The organism is Bacillus sp. MZGC1 (genome assembly GCF_002998605.1).
Lineage (GTDB): Bacteria > Bacillota > Bacilli > Bacillales > Bacillaceae > Bacillus.
This window is the reverse complement of record NZ_PVRE01000001.1, coordinates 600,887-619,931: the sequence shown is the minus strand read 5'-3', so window position 1 is coordinate 619,931 and position 19,045 is coordinate 600,887. Positions and strand designations below refer to the sequence as shown.

Genomic DNA, 19,045 nt, shown 5'->3' with positions numbered 1-19,045 from the left:
TGACGAGCATCTAAGGCATTTGTCATGCCCACAGCAGGATCGAGTGCCTCCATTGTTAAAGATTAGGAGACATCACCTATCAATCTTGTTAATACATATACAGCCTTCCCTTTTTCTCTTTCTTGCCATTTAGCATAGCCCCAAGCAGTTTACCTGTTGTTCCTTCTAACACTTCTTTTGATTTCTTCACAGCCGCTATCTTTGTTTTGCCGCTTAAGACAACAAGAATGCTCCCATCGGTCCGGTTCGCCAGGATCTTTGCATCGGCCACTGGCAGAAGCGGCGCGGAATCAACAATCACCATGTCATATTGCTGTTCAATTTCATAAAACAGCTGCTTCATGACAGAAGAGGAGAGCAGCTCAGCTGGATTCGGCGGAATGGTTCCGCTCGGAAGCAGCTCTAAATGCTCAATGGGTGTAGGCAAAATAGCTTCCTCCAAGCTGCAATTATTTAATAGTACATTGGTCAAGCCCGTGTGATGACTCAGGTCAAAATATTCATGAACAGACGGCTTTCGCAAATCAGCATCCATCAGCAGCACCCGCTTTTTCTGCTGTGCAAAAACAGCTGCTAGGTTTGCAGCCGTAAATGATTTCCCTTCCTTCGGCAAGGAGGATGTCACCAATATGGATTTCAGCCTTGTTTGGATTGATGTGAATTCGATGTTAGTTCGGATTGTACGGAATTGTTCTGCAATGACAGAGTGAGGATTTAATACAGAAATACAGGATAAATCTCTCTTTTCTCTTTTCTTCCTCTTAAAGATCAATGTTCTGTCCTCCCGTTATGACGGACTGCTTGTCTTTTTTTGCCCTCCTGTCTGCCTGCATCTGATAGACACTTCCGAGCGACGGCAATCCGATCTCTTCTCTTATTTGATGTGTTCGTTTTACAGTATCATCGAGTAAATTCATTAAGAAAATGAGTGTCATCCCCCCTAATAAAGAGGCACCTAGTGCCAGAACGATATGAACGAATTTTCTGGAATTCATGAGAATCGTATTGGACAGCTTGGCTTCAGACAAAACATTAATGCGATCCATATTCATGGTTTTTTTGATTTCTTCTTGCAGCACCTCTGTTGCGGTATTCGCAATGGCGACTGCCTTTGCGCGATCCTCATCTTGTACAGAAATATTGATGACCTCAGACTCATTTTCTGTACTTGTGGCAATTTTGTGTTTTAATCCTTCAGCTGATTCTGTGAGGTTGAGTGTTTCTTTTACTTTTTCAATGACGATCGGACTTTTTAATAAAACTTGAAAGGTACGTGTATATTGAAGGTTCATCTGAATATCGTTTAAGTTTGCTTGTGCGTCATTGCTGCGTTTATGAACAAGAATTTGAGTGGTTGCCTGATATACAGGAGTCGAGACATAGAACTGATAGTAGGCTGAAGTGCCCGTTACGATCAGGACAATCAGGATCAGAAGGGCCATTTTCTCTTTAATGACAGAAAACAGCTGCTTAAAACCTATATTCTCATTCATAGATACCTCCCGATTTCATCATAAAAAGGTTATATATGGTTTCTTTTTGTTAATGATTGGATTATAAAAGATAATACCCGCAAAGAAAAATGTCATAATAGGTCTTATAGTTCTTTTTAAAGAACGAAATCGTTCGTTTTCTTTTGTTTACTTCCTGTTTCTTACGTTTTTGAATTTTATAAAGAACAATTTATTTCTTATAATGAACGAAAAGGTCGCAGTACGATTCGCCAGGGAGAAGGGAGATCATTGATAAGAATGATAGGAAAGGTGATACGCATTTACCGAAAGAGGAAAGGATACTCCATTCAGCAGCTGGCTGAAGATGCCCATGTCTCTAAGTCGTATTTGAGTAAAATTGAGCGTGGTGTCCACAGAAATCCATCTGTCCAGTTTTTAAAAAAGGTATCCTCTTCACTAGAAATTGATTTACAAGAGCTGTTTGATGCAGAAACGATGATGTTTCATTACTCTGAGGGTGGTGAACACGAATGGCGGGAGCATATCGTCAATGCCGTCCAATCCGGCATGCCGAAAGAAGAACTCTATCAGCTGCTCCAAACGTACCGAAAGGAGCAGGAAGAAAAGACGTTACATGTCACTCATAGAAAGCTGACTGATTCGAATATATCAGAGTGGAAGCGTCTGATGAGTGAGGCGAAAGCTATCGGCTTAAGCATTGAGGAAGTAAAAGCATTCCTCGCCAACATGGGAGAACGACGGGCGTAAGCCTTTCAGGAAGAGTCAAATTGCGGGGAGAGGCGTTTGACGCTTCGCTGAAAAAGAGCCTTTTATCATGAAAAGGCTCTTTTTTCTCTTATTCTTCTTTTTTTGTTCGTGCTTTTTTCGTTATATCATTGTTTTTCCAATAGGCCCATAGTGATGTAATCCCAAGAAAGGCTAACGTGATAAATTGCTGAATACCTTCTTCATCAATAGGAATTGGGCTTTTTCCCGCAGCGGTTAGAGCACTGTTGACAAGCGCGAGCAAAAGCAGCACAAGCCTTGCGATTGTACCTGCACTAATTTTTTGAACCTTCAACTGTATCCCCTCCCTTTCTTCCCCTTCACGGGCGGTACTGCTCGTTCTCTCTCATATGTATGCAAAAACCGAATGAATAGAAGACCAGATCAAAAAAAGAGACATCATTCCCATATAAGGAATGATGCCTGATTTCATTTTATTTTGATGTAGAAAACATCTCTTTTGCTTCATCCAATGCCATTTTATTGCCTAGTGCTGAGTAATCGAGCCATGGCTGATCGGCAATCGGATAGACTTGATTTATCTTCACGGCTTTTAGACCCTTCCAAATCGGAGTCTTTTCTAATTGCTTGAATGCCTGCTGCGCTTTATCATCACGATTCACGACGACAAAGATAGCATCTGCATCATAGTCAGGAAGAACCTCTTGAGAAATCACTTCAAATGGCCGCTTGCTGTCCAGTTTCTTCACACCATCGACAGGTGTCAGACCTAAATCCTCGTATAAAATAGGACCCATTGGGCGCTTCATGCTAAATACTCGAAGCTCCTTTGCCGTCACACGGATCGCCATTACTTTCCCGTTTCCAATCTTTTGTTTGATGAGCGATTTGACTTCTTTTGCTTCTTGATTGTAATCCTGAATATATTGATCGGCTTCTTTTTCTTTATTGACGAGCTTGCCGATTTTTTTCAAATGATCACGCCAAGTGCCGTCATTTAAATTAAACACTTCCGTTTTGGCGATTTTCTTATATTTCGATAAGTCTTGTCCAGCTAGTTCTTCATCGACATAAATGACATCTGGTTGTAATGCAAGCAGTGACTCCATATCGGGATCGGCTGCGATGCCCAGCTTCTTCGTACCACTCAGCTGCTTTTTCGCATGTGGAAGGAAATCTTTTAAGTCCCCTCCTACAACAGAGCCTGCCGGCTTGATACCGAGTGCTAATAAGTCATTGGTTAAATGGATAGACAAGGAAGCAATTTTCGGTGTTCCATGATCATTTTGAGTTGTTGTATTCTTTGTTTCCTGTTGACCACAAGCGGCAAGCATAATGAAACAGAGCGTTAAACCAAGCACAAGTAATTTTTTCATGATGAGTTCCTCTTTCACGTTTATTTCGTTTTTGTTAATAAATAGAGAAAATAAGGTGCGCCAATAAAAGCCACAACCACACCCGCTGGTATGGCATTTGGGGCAAAGATGGAACGTCCTATTGTATCGGCACTGACCAAAATCAACAAGCCAAGCAGCGCACTAACCGGTAAAAAATACTGATGGAGTGAACCGACAAGCCGCCTTGCCAAATGCGGGGCGACAAGTCCAATAAAACCAATACCGCCTGTCATCGAAACACTTGCACTCGCCAAACCAACAGCTAAGGTCAGCAAAAGGAGACGCTGACGCTGGACACGTACACCTACACTTGAGGCGACAGCATCTCCTAATGTCAATGCATTGAGCGTGTTTGACTGCATCAGCGTAAGCGGCACAAGGCATACAATCCAAGGCAGAAGCGCTAACACATGAATCCAGTCTCTCCCCCAGACATTGCCGACAAGCCATCTTGAAGCAAATGTGTAAGTATCTTCATCCAGCTTCAATGACAAATATAACGTCAAAGCACTGAATCCCGCCGCAACCGCAATTCCTACTAGGATCAGCCGGATGGGAACAAGCCCTTCCTGCCGGTTATACGCCAGAAGCACGATGACCGCTGCCGCAAGAAGCCCTCCGCCAAATGTAAAGAGCGGAATAAGAAGAGATGGATTGCCTTCTAGTGCATGGAAATACGTCACAAACACGATTAAGCCAAATGCTGCTCCTGCATTCAGTCCAATAATTCCTGGATCGGCCAGCGGGTTACGAGATAAGCTCTGCAAAATGCCGCCCGCAATGCCAAGACCAATTCCCGCCAGCATCGTCACCACGATTCGAGGCAGACGATAGTCAAACAGCACCGTTTCACTTTGAAAATCCCCAAAGCCGAATAACGTTTTGACGACCACAAGAGGACTTAGTTTCAGCGTGCCGGTATTTAAGCTATACAGCACAACAGCCGCAGTCAAACAAAGCAAAACGACTGTCACGACAAGAGCCCGCTGTTTCTCTCTCATGACAGGTTCCTCCCTTCTTTTCTGGCAATATATAAGAAGAAAGGAACACCGACAAGTGCCACCATCACGCCAATGGCAAGCTCTCGGGGCGGATTAACGGTGCGGCTGGCAAGGTCAGCAAAGACTAGCAGCACCGCGCCTAATATCGCCGACATCGGAATGACAAAACGATAGTTTACACCAACCAGCTTTCTTGCGATATGCGGGATGACAAGACCGACAAACCCAATCGATCCGACTGCTGATACAGAAACCCCTGCTAATAATACGGCAGCTGCCATTCCTAGTATTCGCACTTGTCGTGTTTTCACCCCTAAATTTGCCGCTACATCTTCACCGAGCGACAGCAGCGACAGTGAACGCCCTAATAGCATCGCCCATACGATCACTATCAGAATGACTGGGGCAAGAATCGTCAGCTGCGGCCATTTCACACCAGCCACACCGCCTGCATACCAAAACGCAAGGTCCTGACTCAAGTCAAAATAAATCGCGATCCCAGAGCTAAGCGCATGAAGCAATGCAGCCACAACGGCTCCTGCTACAGTTAAGCGCAGCGGTGTCAAAACTCCACCAGCCGCCCCAATCGCAAAGATCAGCAGCGTACTAAGCACTGCACCAATAAAGGAAAAAAACATAAGTGCCGAATAAGGCATTTCTGGGAAAAAGGCAAAACAGAGAGCGACCACAAACATCGCACCGCCATTAATGCCCAGAATCCCCGCATCTGCCAGCGGGTTTCTTGTGATGCCCTGCATGAGCGCACCTGCTACGGCAAATGCCGCTCCAACAAGAGCTGCTCCTAAAACACGAGGAAGTCTTAATTCATGGATGATCTGCTGCTCTGTGACATCTGACTGATAGTCAAATACAGCTGTCCAAACCGTTTGCAGAGACAATGTTTTGGCACCATATGACACAGCCAAAAACATGGCAGCCGCCAAACCAATGACGGCGAGAAAAAATATCAAAAAGAACAGAATATGTGATGATCGTTTTTGTTGAGGTGTTCGCTTATCCTGCAAAATCGGTGTCATCCTTTTCTTCATTAAAAGTCAGTTTGAAAATGAGAATCATAATCATCAAAATTATAGCCGTCTGCCTCTGAAAAATCAATGTACACCCTATTTTTTAATTAATGAAGGTATGTGCGTGGCAGCAAAATGAGGTGTCTTTTGCTCGTTTGGAATGGCCTATCATTTTTTCTCATAGTTTAATAGGAAAATAGTTGACATTCCGCCTGAACATCCTCTAAAATTACAAAAGTAAGTCAAATGTTATAAAAATATTACAAACAGATGTCAAACTGATAAAGAATGGCCCGTCATGAGAGGAGATTTGAACGTTGTGTCATTAAAGGGAAAATGGAGTATCAGCCTATTTGCACTTGCGATCATCATTGGAGTCGTTGCTTTCTTTCAAAATCAACAAGCAAGCGGTACAGAGAAGAAAAATGTAAAGCAGGATACGAACTATAAAAATGTCGAAATCGTTACTCTCGTAAATGACGGGAAATTTATGAGATATGCAGTCAACTATCCTCTTTTTCATCAAAAACAGCTAGATGACAAGATTCAAAGCTACGCCAATTCAGCATTAGAGCATTTCAAAAAGACGTTTAGTGAAGCCAAGGACATCGATGAAAACAAACGCTTTGAACTGAATATTGATTATGATATGGTGCATTATGCGAAGCAGTCTGCTGCTATTCGCTTTACGACTTATACCTATACAGGTCAGCAAAATGGGACCACCAATCATCTCACGATCAACTATGATTTTCAGAAAAAAACCTTTCTTGACACAAAAGATTTATTTCTGCCTAAAACCAACTTTTTGAAGAAATTATCCTACATTACATATTCAGAGCTTCAAAAGGACAAAACCTTATCTAAGGATCAGACTCTCCTTCAGAAAGGAACAGCCCCTACTGCTCAAAACTTCAGTCAATTTGCCTTGAAAGAGAAATATGTAGAATTTTATTTCCCAGCATCTCAAGTAGCCGACAAGGATCTTGGTCCGCAAACACTCGCGATTAAAAAGACGCTGCTGAAAGATATATTAAAGCCAGAATATATGAATAAAACCAATAACCAAAATGAAATGAAAGAACCAAATCCGAAAAGAAAAGCCGTCAAGCTGCCGCAAAAATCAAAGCTTGACCCAAATAAAAAAGCCATCGCCCTCACATTTGATGATGGTCCGAACCCAGCGACAACATCAAAAATTTTAGATGCATTAAAGGCAAATAAAGGACATGCGACCTTTTTCGTATTAGGCAGCAGGGTGCAGTATTATCCTAGTATGCTTGCAGATATTCTAAAAGGCGGGAATGAAATCGGAAACCATTCTTACAGTCATCCTTTATTAACAAGACTGCCTTTAAAGGAGGCGGTGAAACAAGTGAAGGACACCCAGCAGTTGATTGAGAAAGCGAGCGGGTATACACCTACGCACTTTAGACCGCCATATGGTGGAACAAATCAAGACATCAATCAAGCGGTTGGGATGAAGGTCTCTTTATGGGATGTTGATCCAGAGGATTGGAAAATTCGCAACAGTCAGCAGATCACAAACCATGTTCTCTCACATGCAGCAGATGGCAGAACAGTGTTAATGCACGATATTTATGACAGCTCAGCTCAAGCAGCAGTGAAGATCATCCATGAGCTCACCAAACAAGGCTATCAGCTGGTCACAGTAAGTGAACTTGAACAATTAACAAAAGAACGGCATGAACAAGCCCCTGTGCAGTAAACACAGGGGTTTTCTTTATGACTCCAAAGACTTCTTTTGTTTCAATAATGCTTGAAATGTCTCTTCCAGCTCTTGAGACGGCTCAATACTTAAACGGCTGAGCACTTCAGACAGCTGCATATCAATTAAAAGAAGCTCCTCTTCTCTTTGTGTAACAGCTGGTTTGTCGTCCTTTTGTTTATACGCTTCATATGTGCCGTCAAATGCTTCAATACGCTTTTCATGAACATGGAAAATGCGAGTGGCCACCTCCTCAATCAGTCTGCGATCGTGGGAAACAAACACAACGGTACCTGGGTAATCCTTCAATAGACCTTCAAGCGCTTCAACTGCCGACAGATCTAGAAAGTTTGTCGGTTCATCCAGCATGAGGACATTGGCATCACTGACAAGCAAGGACGCAAGCATGGTCTTCACCCGTTCTCCCCCGCTTAACACCCTAACAGGTTTATGCACATCATCCCCTCGAAATCCCAGTCTCGCTAAAACCGTTCGTACCACTGTCTCATCTTGAACAGCCTCTTTCAGCGCATTTTGTAAAATCGATTCATCTACCTTCAATCCTGAAAGATCCTGACGAAAATAGCCGAGCTTGACAGCTTCTGAGCGAGACACTCCGGGATGCCCATTCACCAGCATTCGGAGAAATGTCGTTTTCCCGCTCCCATTCTTGCCGATAATGGCGACTTTGTCCCCGCCTCTCACTTCCACATTTGCCTGCTTCCAAAGCAATTGATCGCCCGCCTTGCCATCTACATTTTTCACTCGCAAAATAGTACGGCTCGCTACTTCCTTCATTGTATGCTGAGTCATTTGAATGGGCTGAATGTCTTTTACTTTCTCAACCTTTTCTAATTTCTCCATCCTTGTCTCAATGGATTTGGCTGTTTTTTGCAGCTTTTTTTGCTTATTTGCATAGTAGGGCTTTGCAATTTTTGGCCCTGAGGATTTCAGCTTTTGGGATGGCTTTGTTGCTTTGTCGGCTTTTTTCTTTTTCTTTTCAAGCGCATGCTCTAACTGTTTTTTCTTTTGTGTATAAGCTTCGTACGCTTCCACCTGCTGACGATGCGCCAGCTCTTTTTGCTGTGCAAATTGCGAGTAGTTGCCTTTGTATTGATTAAGCCGTCCATGATCCAGCTCCCAAATCTCCGTACATACCGCATCTAAAAAAGCACGATCATGTGAAACGACAATGAGGGCCCCTTGATAATGATGCAGCTTCTCTTCCAGCCACTCAATGTGCTCTGTATCTAAATGAGTCGTTGGTTCATCTGCTAATAAAAGGGCAGAAGGACGGTTTAACGCGCTTTCAATATAAGTCTGGGTCATCTCACCACCACTCTGTGTGCCATCCGCTTGTTTCAGCTGAGGAAGCAGTGTGCAGGTCGTTGTGGCAGCAAACGTGCCACTGTCTGGTTTCTCTTGCCCAGCCAGCACATGCAATAAAGTCGTTTTCCCGCTGCCATTTGTTCCAACAAGGCCGATGCGGTCATCTTGATGGATGGCAAGCTCCTCAATATCAAATAACAATCGATCTTTTCGAAAAATCTTTAACTGATTGGCTTTTACTAACATCCAACCCTCTCCTTTCGTATCAGGAGACATGAAAAAGCCTCCCATTCTCAGAATAGGAGGCAAAATGGTGTACAAAAATAAGCAGATCAATCCAGGATGACGTGCCGCGTTCCTATCTGAACACACACATCCCCCGTATCAATCACCTCATTCTTTGATTCCCAAGCTGTACCATCCTATTCCGAAGCTAAAAAATGAAAACGCAGCAAACATGGCAAACCAATCGTTTGCTCACTGCCTTCGTTTTTTCATTTTGCTTACAGGTCATAGGATTAGTACTTCATTGCATTGGGTCACCCTTCCGTCGTTTGTTACGTATACGATAAAAGATTGGTTATTTTTTGTCAAGCTGAAATGGCATAAGTGAGTCCATTAATTTCAGCGTAAATGGGTGGACCGCATCAAGCAGTTCATCCTTTTTGCATTCTTCCACTATGCTTCCTTCATGTAAAAAAAGGAGACGATCACATAGATACACCGCCGCTTCTATATCATGAGTAATCATAAGGATGGTCATTTCTAGCTCTTGTTTTAATGTCTCGAGCAGCTCCAATATTTGCACCTGAACAGAGACATCCAGTGAGCTCAGGACTTCGTCTAGTATGAGAATGGCTGGATGCGTTGATATGGCTCGTGCGATGCACACTCGCTGGAGCTGACCGCCGCTTAGCTGATGTGCATATTGATACAGCAAAGAAGAGGGTAGTCTGACTTGTTCAAGCAACGATAAAACCTTCTGATCCACATTTTTTTCCTGCTTTAACAATCGCATAGGCTCAGCAACGATTTCTTTCACCGTAAAGGAGGGGTGAACAGAAGATCGATAATCCTGAAAGACAACACTCATTTTTCCTCGGTTCATCTTTCGCCATGTGTCAGCTGGCTTTCCATCAATCTGTACCTTGCCGCCATCTATTTTTTCTAAACCGAGCAGAATTCTTGCCAATGTACTTTTGCCGCTGCCGCTCTCACCGACTAACCCGGCACATTGTCCTTTTTCGATTTCAAACGAGACGTTTGATATGCGTGGTTTTGACTGCATTTGTCGAGAGAAGAAACCTTTCTTCTCTCCATGTTTGATGAGGCTATCAGCTGTAATCAACATGGAAATGCCCTCACTCTCTGCTGCTGCCGCAGTGCTTCAAGAGGCGCAGATAATCGGCGCCTCGTCTCAAGTAAATGCTTCGTTTGGGGATGCTCAGGCGATGTGAATACCTTATCAGCTGGGCGATGCTCAAGCATCTCGCCTTGATGCACCACCAACACCTCGTCAGCGATCGCCTGAACGACGCCTAAATCATGCGAAATGATGATCAAGGCCGCGCCTGTTTCTTCTTTCAGCCTCTGTAATTGCCTGATGACTTCACGCCGATTATATGCATCAAGCGACGCCGTTGGCTCATCGGCAATGATCACATCAGGAGAAAGCATCATCGTGATCGCAATCATCACTCGCTGAAGCATACCGCCAGATAATTCATAAGGATATTGCTTCAACAATTCATTTGGATTTTTTAAATGAACACGCTCAAGTCCTGCGATGGCATGTGCTTTCCCTTCTTTTCCTTGTAAGCCCAAATGACGCTGGAACGTTTCCATCATTTGATGACCAATGGTTTCGATGGGATTGAACGCATTCATCGCATCTTGTGAGATGAAGCCAATTCGGTTGCCTCGCCACTGCTCAGCTGTCTGAGTTGTCAATGTTTCGCCGTCAAACATGATCGCTCCCTCCACTTCTAGCGAAGAAGGAATCAAGCCAATTAACGCTTTTGCGACGGTTGATTTTCCGCTTCCACTTTCTCCAATAACAGCTAAACAACGTTGTTGCTGTAGAGAGAACGTTATGTTCGCCACTAAATCCTTTTGCTGCACTGGATCATGTACGGACAGATTTTTTACGTCGATGAAAGGCAAATGGTCTCCCTCCCTTTTGATTGTTATGATGCATGGCAGGGGTCGTGGCCTGCTGAAGGCTGTCTCCTAAAAAGTTCAGCGCCATGACTACAAATAAGATGGCAAGTCCAGGCGCAAGCATATGGGCTGGATGTGTCACCATGACATTCTTCGCTTCGTTGAGCATCATCCCCCATTCCGGTGTAGGTGCGCTCACGCCTAACCCAAGAAAAGACAGAGCAGATATATTTAAGATGACCCAGCCCGCATCAAGTGTCGCAAAGACAGCAATTTCTCCTGAAATGCGAGGAAATAAATGCTTCCTCAGTATGTAAAATGGGGAGCCGCCAGACACTTTTACATACTGAACAGATGGTTCATTCGCATACTGCAGAACGGACGAACGAATCATTCTTGTATACCAGGCCCATTTCGCTAGGACATTCGCCAAAATAATATTGAATAATCCAGGCCCCAGTATCCCCACAACAGCTAGAATCATTACTTCTGCTGGGAAGGAGAGCATGACATCACACAGTCTCATCAACACGCCATCCACTTTTCCTCGGAAGAAGCCCGCCATGAGTCCAAGTGTGCTGCCAATGAGCATCGTGATACACATCGTCAGCATGGCCGCAAGCATCGTAGTCCGAATGCCATATAAAAGCCGTGACAATACGCATCTCCCGAGCTGATCCGTTCCGAGCGGATAAGTCAGGCTGATGCCGGCATATTTTTGAAGAATGTTCGTTTCTGTTGGATCATGTGGTGCTAACACTGGTGCAAGCAGTCCTGCTAAAGCGACAAGTACTAACAGCCAGATAGAAACAACCGCCATACGGTCTTTTCTTAATTGATGCCATCCTATCATCATTCTCAGACCTCCTTTCGCAACTGCGGATTCATGGTCATTTGCACAACATCAGCCATGAGGTTACACACAACAAAAAGGAACCCCATCACAAATAAATAGGCTTGAATCATAGGGAAATCGGCATGAAAAATAGCTGTTACACACAACCGGCCAACCCCTGGCCAAGCAAAAAGATTTTCAATAATAACTGTGCCAGCAATGAGTTTTGGGATAGACATGCCAAGTGCTGTCACAGCTAATTGAAGTGCATGTCTCATCACTTTCAGTTGAACAGCCCGTTCCTTTAAACCGCGAGCTCTTGCATAAAAAACAAAGGGCTCGTGCTGAAATTTCAGGATTTGATTGCGGATCAGTCTCACATAGGTTGATAAGTACCCAAGTGATAGTGTGACAGCTGGTAGAAGAATTGATTTGAATCCTTCCATTCCACTCGTATTGACCCAATTGAATTTGACAGAAAAAAGCCAAATAAACAAAATCCCTAACCAAAAACTAGGCATTGAAGCAGCGATAAACACAAAGGCTCTCAGTACTCGGTCCACCCATGTATGAGCAGCATATGCACAGATCACTCCGAATAACAAACTCAATACAATGATGAAAAAGAGCGCTGCTCCCGCAAGCTGCAATGTGGCAGGCAGCGCCTCCATGATGAGATCAAAAACTGGCTCTTGTGTAACATAACTCCTGCCAAAATCACCTGTTAATCCATCTTTAAGCCATGTGGCATATCTTATAAGAAATGGCTGATCTAAGCCTAGCTCCTGCCGCATCGATTCAATCATGTCTTCTGTTGGAGTGACTTGATTCACCCGCAAAGCGACCTCAGCTGGATCACTTGCCCGCATCGTCAGCAGTACAAAAGCAAAGAAGGTGATGAAGATCATGAGTGGGAAAAGCAGTAATATTCGTTTTAAGAGATAGCGTGTCATCTTTCTGCCTCCGCTTTATGAAGAAAAATACATACGGTCAAAGGGAATTTCATACTGTGACACATGAAAACCTATGCCTTTCAGGCGCTTATTATAAACAGCCTTTGTCACAGAATAAGAAATTGGGATGTAGACATTTTCATTATGGATATACGTCAAGATGTCTCGATACATTTGTTTCCGCTTTTGCTCATCTGGTTCTACCAATACTTTCGTAATCGTCTCGTCCAGCCACTTTTTCTTCTTCAATCCTAACTGGGCTTGATAATCAGCATGCGATGCTACGCGGAACGAAGAAACATAGGTTTGTGGATCATAAGGAAGTCCCCACGATAGCGAGTACATCAGATCGAATTTCCCTGTTTTTTGGCGATCTAAAAACGCCTGTTTTTCTTCTCCTCTAATATCCAGCTTGATCCCCACTTGCTTGAAATCTTGTTGAATGGATTCACTTATCGTTCTTTCACCTGCATTATCGGAATTATAGTAAATGGCGACACTCAGCCTTTTGCCATTTTGATAGCGGTAGCCGTCTTCTTTCAGCTTCCAGCCTGCCTCATCCAGTAATGCCTCTGCTTTCTCTTTTTGATAGGTTTTCTTTTTCAGCGGGATATCTGCGTAAGGAACGGACGGGGCAAGCAGCGTATGTGCCACCTGTTCCGTTCCATTTAAAATGCCTTTTGTGATCATCTCTTTTTGAATGGCATATTGAAACGCTTCTCTGACTTTCGGATCTTTTGTCATTGGCTGGTTTGAATTGATGACGATCGATCTTGAACCAACAGGAGGACTCACGGTCACACCGTATTGACCTGCTTCCTTTAAAGCCTGGAATGAGTCTCCGTCGATCATGTCGCCATCTGCTCCAAATAAGAGATCAATCTCTCCTTTTTGCAGGGCAAGTAAAATCGTTTGGTGATCCGGCATGACTTTCCACTTTACTGTTGAAATGTTTGGCTTTTTCCCCCAGTAGTGGTCATTCGCTTTAAAAACGGCATATTGATTTTTTTTATGTTCCTTTAGCACATAAGGACCTGTGCCTGCATAGCTTTGAACTCCTTTTGCTGTCGTTCCATCAATGAAGCTTTTTGGAGAAATAAAACGGAAGGGGCGTGTTAAGCCCAGTTCTTCTAACGTAGGGTAATAAGGCTCTTTTAACGTAAGAACAAATGTATCGTCATCCACCGCCTTTGTGGATTTGATTTCGGATACGAGATTAAGCCAAGCGTTCTTTTCAATATTTTTAACGACAGCGTCCATGTTCATTTTCACTGCCTTTGCATTAAAAGGCTCGCCATCTGAAAAAGTCACGCCTTTTCGAAGGTGAAAGGTGTAGGTCCTTCCATCTTTTGAAATATCCCAGCTCTTCGCTAAGGCAGGCTGAACGCCTTTCTCTGTATTGACGACAAGCGATTCAAACACCATATTTTGAGCGGCCATCTCTCCACCATATAAATGGGGATTGATGTCCCTTATATCTTTTGTACTTGCATACACCAGTTCATCTTCTTCTCTGTCATTCATGCTGGAAGATGCTTTATTATCAGAGCATGATGCCAATAAAAAACATGCCATGACTGAAAACAGCATCAAGGTGTATGTTACATAGGATTGCTTTTTCTTTATGTAAACAGGCTGATCACTCATATGTACTTCCCCCAAATTTATATTATCGTAATCATTACGATTATTAATCGAAATGATTACGAATTGAATAATATCATACAGAAATGGGGAATACAATCTCTTTTTTTATCAAAAAAACAGACTCACGATTGAGTCTGTTTCGTTTGCAACAATTGATCGATCACCCGCAATGCTTTTTCTGTTCCACCTGCTGTTTGGAAGCTTTCTTCAATTTTTTCAATCCCAGCACGGTACGTGTCACTTCCCAGAACAGATTCCACCGTTTCTCTTAGCTGCTTTGCTGTCAGCTGATCTTTATCAAGTGCACGGGCAGCAGATAGCTCTGTCAGTCTTTGTGCGACCATCGGCTGATCTTTGTCGACCGGAATGACGACCATCGGAACGTGATAATGAATGCCTTCATTGACACTGTTCATTCCGCCATGGGTCACAAACACATCTGTCAGCTCAAGCACTTCAAGCTGCGGTACATAAGGTTCTATCAGAAAATGAGAAGGCGCCTCTTTCAAGAGAGACCGATCCACTTTTTCACCTGTTGCGAGCACCACTTTTCCGTCAAAGTCGGCAAAGGCATCAATACACATATTAAAAAATGCTTCTGTATCCCCAAGTACGGTGCCCATCGAAATAAAGACGACTTTTTCTTGCTCAAGTGCTTCCAGCGGGAAATCATGCTGATCTGCCCTTTTTAGAAAGCTCGGTCCAATGAAAACAAACGAGTCGTTCACTGCATCGACAGACGGCTGAAAATATTCACTTGTATACACGATATTGAGCTCTCCGCGGTTTTTCATGAATTGCATCAAACGCGTTGGCAGAACGCCAAAACGCTCTTGTATGTTTTCTAACAGATGATCGGCTTTCTCATCCTTTCTGTATAGCGGTGTATCAAAATGCGCCTCTTGCAGCACAAAAGATGGGTTTGAGCCGATCCCTGGAATTTGTAAGTAATCTCGAACAAGCTCTCCTGCCCCAAACATATCAAAATAGACAAAATCAAATGAATGCTGCTGAGAAAGTGTTTCCACCACCTCTAAAATATCAAATGATGTTTGCAGCATGGCATGAAAGAACGGCTGCATGGAATCGAGATTTCCTTCATCCACATGTAATGTACGAATATAGTCTGGATGTTTATGTACGTGAGCTCCTAAGCGTTTGATTCGCTGCTCATAATGTACAGTTGTGACCGCATGTACTTCATCTCCTCGATCCGCCCATGCTTTGATGATCCCTAACATAGGGTTCACATGCCCTTCAGCTGGAAATGTAATCAATAAAATCTTCGCCACAAGAAATCCCTCCTCATTGTCAATTCTCTTCCATGTTAATCATATACAGCCAGCAGGCTCAACAAATACGCCTGTAAAGGGAAGAAATGAGTCTTATGACCAGTATTTTAAGAGATGACAAGAAGAAAAAAGACAAAGCCCCATGTTATGTGCTTTGTCTTTTTTCTATTATTTTTTGAGCAGCATTTGTTTAAACGCAGCAGACTGTTTTTCAATTGAGATTGGATCCGCATAGATAAATTCATTAATTGAATAGTACAGGACATGTCCTTGTTTCACTGCTTGATTTTTCTTCCATACACCGCTGTTTGTGATATCAAGATTCGGTGCTTTTCCATCCTTTGTGGGTACAAGTAAATAGTCACCTGTATACTGGTTCATCTCTTCTAATGAAATACCAAGATAGCCTTCTTTCGGAAGAGCTTTTTCTGCCTTTTCAGGCAAGCTGAACCCATAGCCTTGATAGATGACTTCCCCGCCGCGGCCAAAGTCTGTACCAAATAAGTATACTTGCTTTGGCTGCACGTCCATAATGGAGAACGTCTTGTCATCACCAATTTTTGCTTTGACCTCTTTGCCGTCTTTCTTCAGCTGCTCGTCCATTTCTTGTATTTGTTTTTTCGCTAACGCTTCTTTTCCAAGAATCTTTCCGATTTCAATATGCATCTCTTTGAAGCTGTGTTCACTTGTCGTAAACGTGATCGTTTTGGCAATCTTTTTATACTTTTCAATCTGTTCGTTTTGGGAATATGCAATGATCAAATCAGGCTTTAGCTTGGCAATCGCCTCTACATTTTCGATCGGTACCCGCTTCACACCTGATTCATCTAAAAACGACGATTCTGGGTAAACATCTGTCATGCCAACAGGTGTCACACCTAACTTTTTAAAGTTTCCAAGCTGCGCTGTTAACACAACAACACGCTTCGGCTTGGCGGGAATGGTGATCTTTTCACCCGTTTCAGTTGTATATGTACGTGTACTTGCTGCTTGCTCTTTATTCTCTTTCTGCCCGCATGCCACTAATAATAATGCCAGCAGACTGACCAGCCAAATCATTTTTTTCACTTGTGAAACCACCTTTAATTGAGAATGATTATTAATTATAGCATAAATGGCTAGTCATAAATGAAAAATTTTAAAAGTGAATAATATATATGTGTAAACGAAAAAACCCTCTCAAAGGAGAGGGTTTCAGCGTGTAGACAAACCCTCGCATTCGGTGTCAGTCCTGTGCGCCGATGCTCACGAATGTTAAATTCGCTCCGCTTCGGTGCTCGTCCTTCCTAGACTTCAAAGGTTTTCTATCACGCTGAAAAGAAGACAAAGGGCTAAAATAAAGATCATTTTAGCCCTTTGTCAACAATCTGAAAACCCTCTCAAAGGAGAGGGTTTCATTGGGCCTTTATCGATCGTGAACAAGATCAAGTACGCGCTCGGAGGGATTCGAACCCCCGGCAGACGTGGTACCGGAAACCACCGCTCTATCCAACTGAGCTACGAGCGCACGATATGTTTTTGAACGTCAGCATATCAAATTATAAGGGAAATGCTGCAAGAAAGCAATGATTAATCATCAGTCCTGAACATGTATTTTCTTCTTTTGGATACATAGACTAAAATGATGGTTTGAAGTGGAATGAGTTTGGGGAAAATGGATAGGGGTATTTGAATTTAGGTCAGCGTTTTGTTTGACCTTTATTGACCAAAAATGTATCATTGAATTACATACTTACCTAAAAGGTGAAGGAGGAACATTATGAATTTAATACCTACAGTCATTGAGCAAACAAATCGTGGGGAAAGAGCTTACGACATTTATTCTCGTCTTTTAAAAGACCGTATTATCATGCTTGGTTCTGCGATCGATGACAATGTTGCCAACTCCATCGTGTCACAGCTGCTTTTCTTAGAAGCTGAAGATCCAGAAAAAGATATTTCTATCTACATTAACAGCCCTGGCGGTTCGATCACAGCTGGTATGGCCATTTACGATACGATGCAATTTATTAAACCAAAGGTATCAACCATTTGTATTGGTATGGCTGCATCTATGGGTGCGTTCCTGCTTGCTGCTGGTGAAAAAGGTAAGCGTTATGCCCTTCCAAACAGTGAAGTCATGATTCACCAACCACTAGGTGGTGCCCAAGGTCAAGCAACAGAAATTGAAATTGCGGCAAAACGAATCCTTTCTTTACGCGATAAACTGAACCAAGTACTTGCTGAACGTACTGGTCAGCCAATTGAAGTGATTGAGCGCGATACAGATCGTGACAACTTCAAAACAGCGGAAGAAGCACTTGAATACGGACTCATTGACAAAGTCTTGACCCGTAATTCAGAAGAACAAAAATAATATGACAAAACAAACCGTCTGCTCATTGAACAGACGGTTTTTTGTGATTCAAAAACGCTTTAAGACAACTCTGTCCATTTCTGCTGAAGAGATGGTGTTTGATAAGAAGCCATCTGCGTGATTAATTCCTCCGGTTCGCTGGAAGCATGTAACAATTGAAGGTGTGATTCATTCGAAAAACCTTCCTGTACACTAAACTTCACCATGTCAATGAGCGGATTGAAATACTCATTCACTTGATACAAGCCGATTGGCTTTTGGTGGATGCCGATTTGTGCCCAGCATAGCACCTCAAATAATTCTTCATATGTACCAAAGCCGCCTGGCATCGCAATAAATCCATCAGCCAGCTCGCTCATTTTCGCTTTTCGTTCATGCATTCCTGTTACCTCGATTAATTCTGTCAGCTCTTGATGCACAACTTCTCCTCTAAAAAGCCCCTTAGGCATGACCCCAATCACTTGCCCGCCTTGTCTTAAAACCTCATCTGCAATGGCACCCATTAATCCAATTCGTGAACCGCCGTATACAAGACGGATGTCTTGCTCTGCCATATAAGTCCCCAGCTCTACAGCCTTTTGTTTGTAGACGTCCTTCACGCCTGGATTCGAACCAGCAAACACACAAATCGTTTTCATCAGAACAGCTCCATCTCTCTCTATGATTTCTTCTCCCACTCATTCTACTATAATTAATTGTAAAAAAACAGCCGATCCATCTATATATAGTGTAAAATCAAAAGGTAAACACCATATAAGGAGATGTATAAAGAAAATGCAAACAACGGAGATGGAGAAGTGGATCAAGGATTTTTATGAAATGAGAAATTGGACAAAATACGGGCCGTTTATCCGGTTAGGCTTCCTCATGGAAGAAACGGGAGAACTCGCTCGTGCTGTTAGAGCAATAGAGATCGGACGTGACCGGCCTGATGAGCAAAGACAAAAATCATCCGAGTTGAAGAAAGAACTCGTTGAAGAAATGGGTGATGTGTTAGCGAATCTACTTATTTTAGCCAATCTCTATGATGTCACAGTAGAAGAGGTCTTCTCCTCTCATCAACAGAAACTCACAAAGCGTTTTTCAGAAGAAATAGAGCAAGTGAAAAGCACGTGAC

19 protein-coding genes and 1 tRNA gene are annotated in these 19,045 nt (G+C 43.1%); 4 read left to right on the top strand and 16 right to left on the bottom strand.

Going from position 1 to position 19,045, the window contains the following annotated elements:
* Window positions 1-88 precede the first annotated feature (88 nt).
* Window positions 89-772 carry a CpsD/CapB family tyrosine-protein kinase gene (locus C6Y06_RS03055; RefSeq protein WP_034660048.1) on the bottom strand — a complete coding sequence of 228 codons (684 nt, stop codon included), beginning with the start codon at window positions 770-772 and terminating at the stop codon, window positions 89-91.
* Entirely contained in the window at window positions 762-1,493 is a 732-nt protein-coding gene (locus C6Y06_RS03050; RefSeq protein ID WP_034660050.1) for a YveK family protein, read from the bottom strand. The genes C6Y06_RS03055 and C6Y06_RS03050 overlap by 11 nt, the downstream gene beginning before the upstream one ends.
* Before the next feature lie 258 nt (window positions 1,494-1,751).
* Here C6Y06_RS03050 and slrR point away from each other — a divergent pair, with 258 nt between their 5' ends.
* Complete coding sequence (gene slrR / locus C6Y06_RS03045; RefSeq protein ID WP_034660051.1) at window positions 1,752-2,222, top strand: HTH-type transcriptional regulator SlrR; 471 nt, start codon at window positions 1,752-1,754, stop codon at window positions 2,220-2,222.
* A gap of 88 nt (window positions 2,223-2,310) precedes the next feature.
* Here slrR and C6Y06_RS03040 read toward each other — a convergent pair whose 3' ends face one another.
* The 4 genes from C6Y06_RS03040 to C6Y06_RS03025 form a co-directional block, all read right to left on the bottom strand.
* Window positions 2,311-2,535: a phage holin gene (locus tag C6Y06_RS03040; protein ID WP_034660052.1), complete on the bottom strand. Its 225-nt coding sequence runs from the start codon at window positions 2,533-2,535 to the stop codon at window positions 2,311-2,313.
* A 139-nt stretch (window positions 2,536-2,674) separates the two neighbouring features.
* Window positions 2,675-3,580 (bottom strand): iron-hydroxamate ABC transporter substrate-binding protein, encoded by a 906-nt coding sequence (locus tag C6Y06_RS03035; RefSeq protein ID WP_189288308.1) that lies wholly within the window; start codon window positions 3,578-3,580, stop codon window positions 2,675-2,677.
* A 17-nt stretch (window positions 3,581-3,597) separates the two neighbouring features.
* Window positions 3,598-4,599, bottom strand: a complete 1,002-nt coding sequence (locus C6Y06_RS03030) for a FecCD family ABC transporter permease (RefSeq protein WP_060597343.1) — start codon at window positions 4,597-4,599, stop codon at window positions 3,598-3,600.
* Window positions 4,596-5,624, bottom strand: coding sequence for a FecCD family ABC transporter permease (locus C6Y06_RS03025; protein WP_170938418.1), 1,029 nt, complete (start codon window positions 5,622-5,624; stop codon window positions 4,596-4,598). Before C6Y06_RS03025 ends, C6Y06_RS03030 begins: the two co-directional genes overlap by 4 nt.
* Before the next feature lie 322 nt (window positions 5,625-5,946).
* Between C6Y06_RS03025 and C6Y06_RS03020 the strand changes: the two genes are divergently transcribed.
* Complete coding sequence (locus C6Y06_RS03020) at window positions 5,947-7,356, top strand: polysaccharide deacetylase family protein (RefSeq protein WP_060597344.1); 1,410 nt, start codon at window positions 5,947-5,949, stop codon at window positions 7,354-7,356.
* A gap of 15 nt (window positions 7,357-7,371) precedes the next feature.
* On the opposite strand, the gene abc-f is transcribed toward C6Y06_RS03020, so the two are convergent.
* The 9 genes from abc-f to C6Y06_RS02975 form a co-directional block, all read right to left on the bottom strand.
* A complete protein-coding gene (gene abc-f, locus C6Y06_RS03015; RefSeq protein ID WP_223251432.1) occupies window positions 7,372-8,931 on the bottom strand; it encodes a ribosomal protection-like ABC-F family protein in 1,560 nt (519 codons plus the stop codon).
* 334 nt (window positions 8,932-9,265) lie between these two features.
* Window positions 9,266-10,036, bottom strand: a complete 771-nt coding sequence (locus tag C6Y06_RS03010) for an ABC transporter ATP-binding protein (RefSeq protein ID WP_106036499.1) — start codon at window positions 10,034-10,036, stop codon at window positions 9,266-9,268.
* Window positions 10,030-10,848 carry an ABC transporter ATP-binding protein gene (locus C6Y06_RS03005; RefSeq protein ID WP_106036498.1) on the bottom strand — a complete coding sequence of 273 codons (819 nt, stop codon included), beginning with the start codon at window positions 10,846-10,848 and terminating at the stop codon, window positions 10,030-10,032. Before C6Y06_RS03005 ends, C6Y06_RS03010 begins: the two co-directional genes overlap by 7 nt.
* Complete coding sequence (gene opp1C / locus C6Y06_RS03000; protein WP_066031726.1) at window positions 10,811-11,698, bottom strand: nickel/cobalt ABC transporter permease; 888 nt, start codon at window positions 11,696-11,698, stop codon at window positions 10,811-10,813. The genes C6Y06_RS03005 and opp1C overlap by 38 nt, the downstream gene beginning before the upstream one ends.
* A gap of 5 nt (window positions 11,699-11,703) precedes the next feature.
* On the bottom strand, window positions 11,704-12,633 hold the full coding sequence (gene opp1B / locus C6Y06_RS02995; protein ID WP_034660061.1) for a nickel/cobalt ABC transporter permease: 930 nt from the start codon (window positions 12,631-12,633) through the stop codon (window positions 11,704-11,706).
* Between the two features lie 15 nt (window positions 12,634-12,648).
* Window positions 12,649-14,280, bottom strand: a complete 1,632-nt coding sequence (nikA, locus tag C6Y06_RS02990; RefSeq protein ID WP_106036497.1) for a nickel ABC transporter substrate-binding protein — start codon at window positions 14,278-14,280, stop codon at window positions 12,649-12,651.
* A gap of 122 nt (window positions 14,281-14,402) precedes the next feature.
* On the bottom strand, window positions 14,403-15,572 hold the full coding sequence (locus C6Y06_RS02985) for a macrolide family glycosyltransferase (RefSeq protein WP_106036496.1): 1,170 nt from the start codon (window positions 15,570-15,572) through the stop codon (window positions 14,403-14,405).
* A 168-nt stretch (window positions 15,573-15,740) separates the two neighbouring features.
* Entirely contained in the window at window positions 15,741-16,631 is an 891-nt protein-coding gene (locus tag C6Y06_RS02980; RefSeq protein ID WP_060597723.1) for an ABC transporter substrate-binding protein, read from the bottom strand.
* 372 nt (window positions 16,632-17,003) lie between these two features.
* A tRNA-Arg gene (locus C6Y06_RS02975) sits at window positions 17,004-17,079 on the bottom strand.
* A gap of 252 nt (window positions 17,080-17,331) precedes the next feature.
* On the opposite strand from C6Y06_RS02975, the gene clpP reads away from it, so the two are divergent.
* Window positions 17,332-17,928, top strand: coding sequence for an ATP-dependent Clp endopeptidase proteolytic subunit ClpP (clpP, locus tag C6Y06_RS02970; protein ID WP_034660066.1), 597 nt, complete (start codon window positions 17,332-17,334; stop codon window positions 17,926-17,928).
* Window positions 17,929-17,987: 59 nt separating this feature from the next.
* Here clpP and C6Y06_RS02965 read toward each other — a convergent pair whose 3' ends face one another.
* Window positions 17,988-18,566: an LOG family protein gene (locus C6Y06_RS02965; protein ID WP_034660067.1), complete on the bottom strand. Its 579-nt coding sequence runs from the start codon at window positions 18,564-18,566 to the stop codon at window positions 17,988-17,990.
* A 136-nt stretch (window positions 18,567-18,702) separates the two neighbouring features.
* On the opposite strand from C6Y06_RS02965, the gene C6Y06_RS02960 reads away from it, so the two are divergent.
* Complete coding sequence (locus C6Y06_RS02960) at window positions 18,703-19,044, top strand: MazG nucleotide pyrophosphohydrolase domain-containing protein (RefSeq protein ID WP_034660068.1); 342 nt, start codon at window positions 18,703-18,705, stop codon at window positions 19,042-19,044.
* Window position 19,045 lies beyond the last annotated feature (1 nt).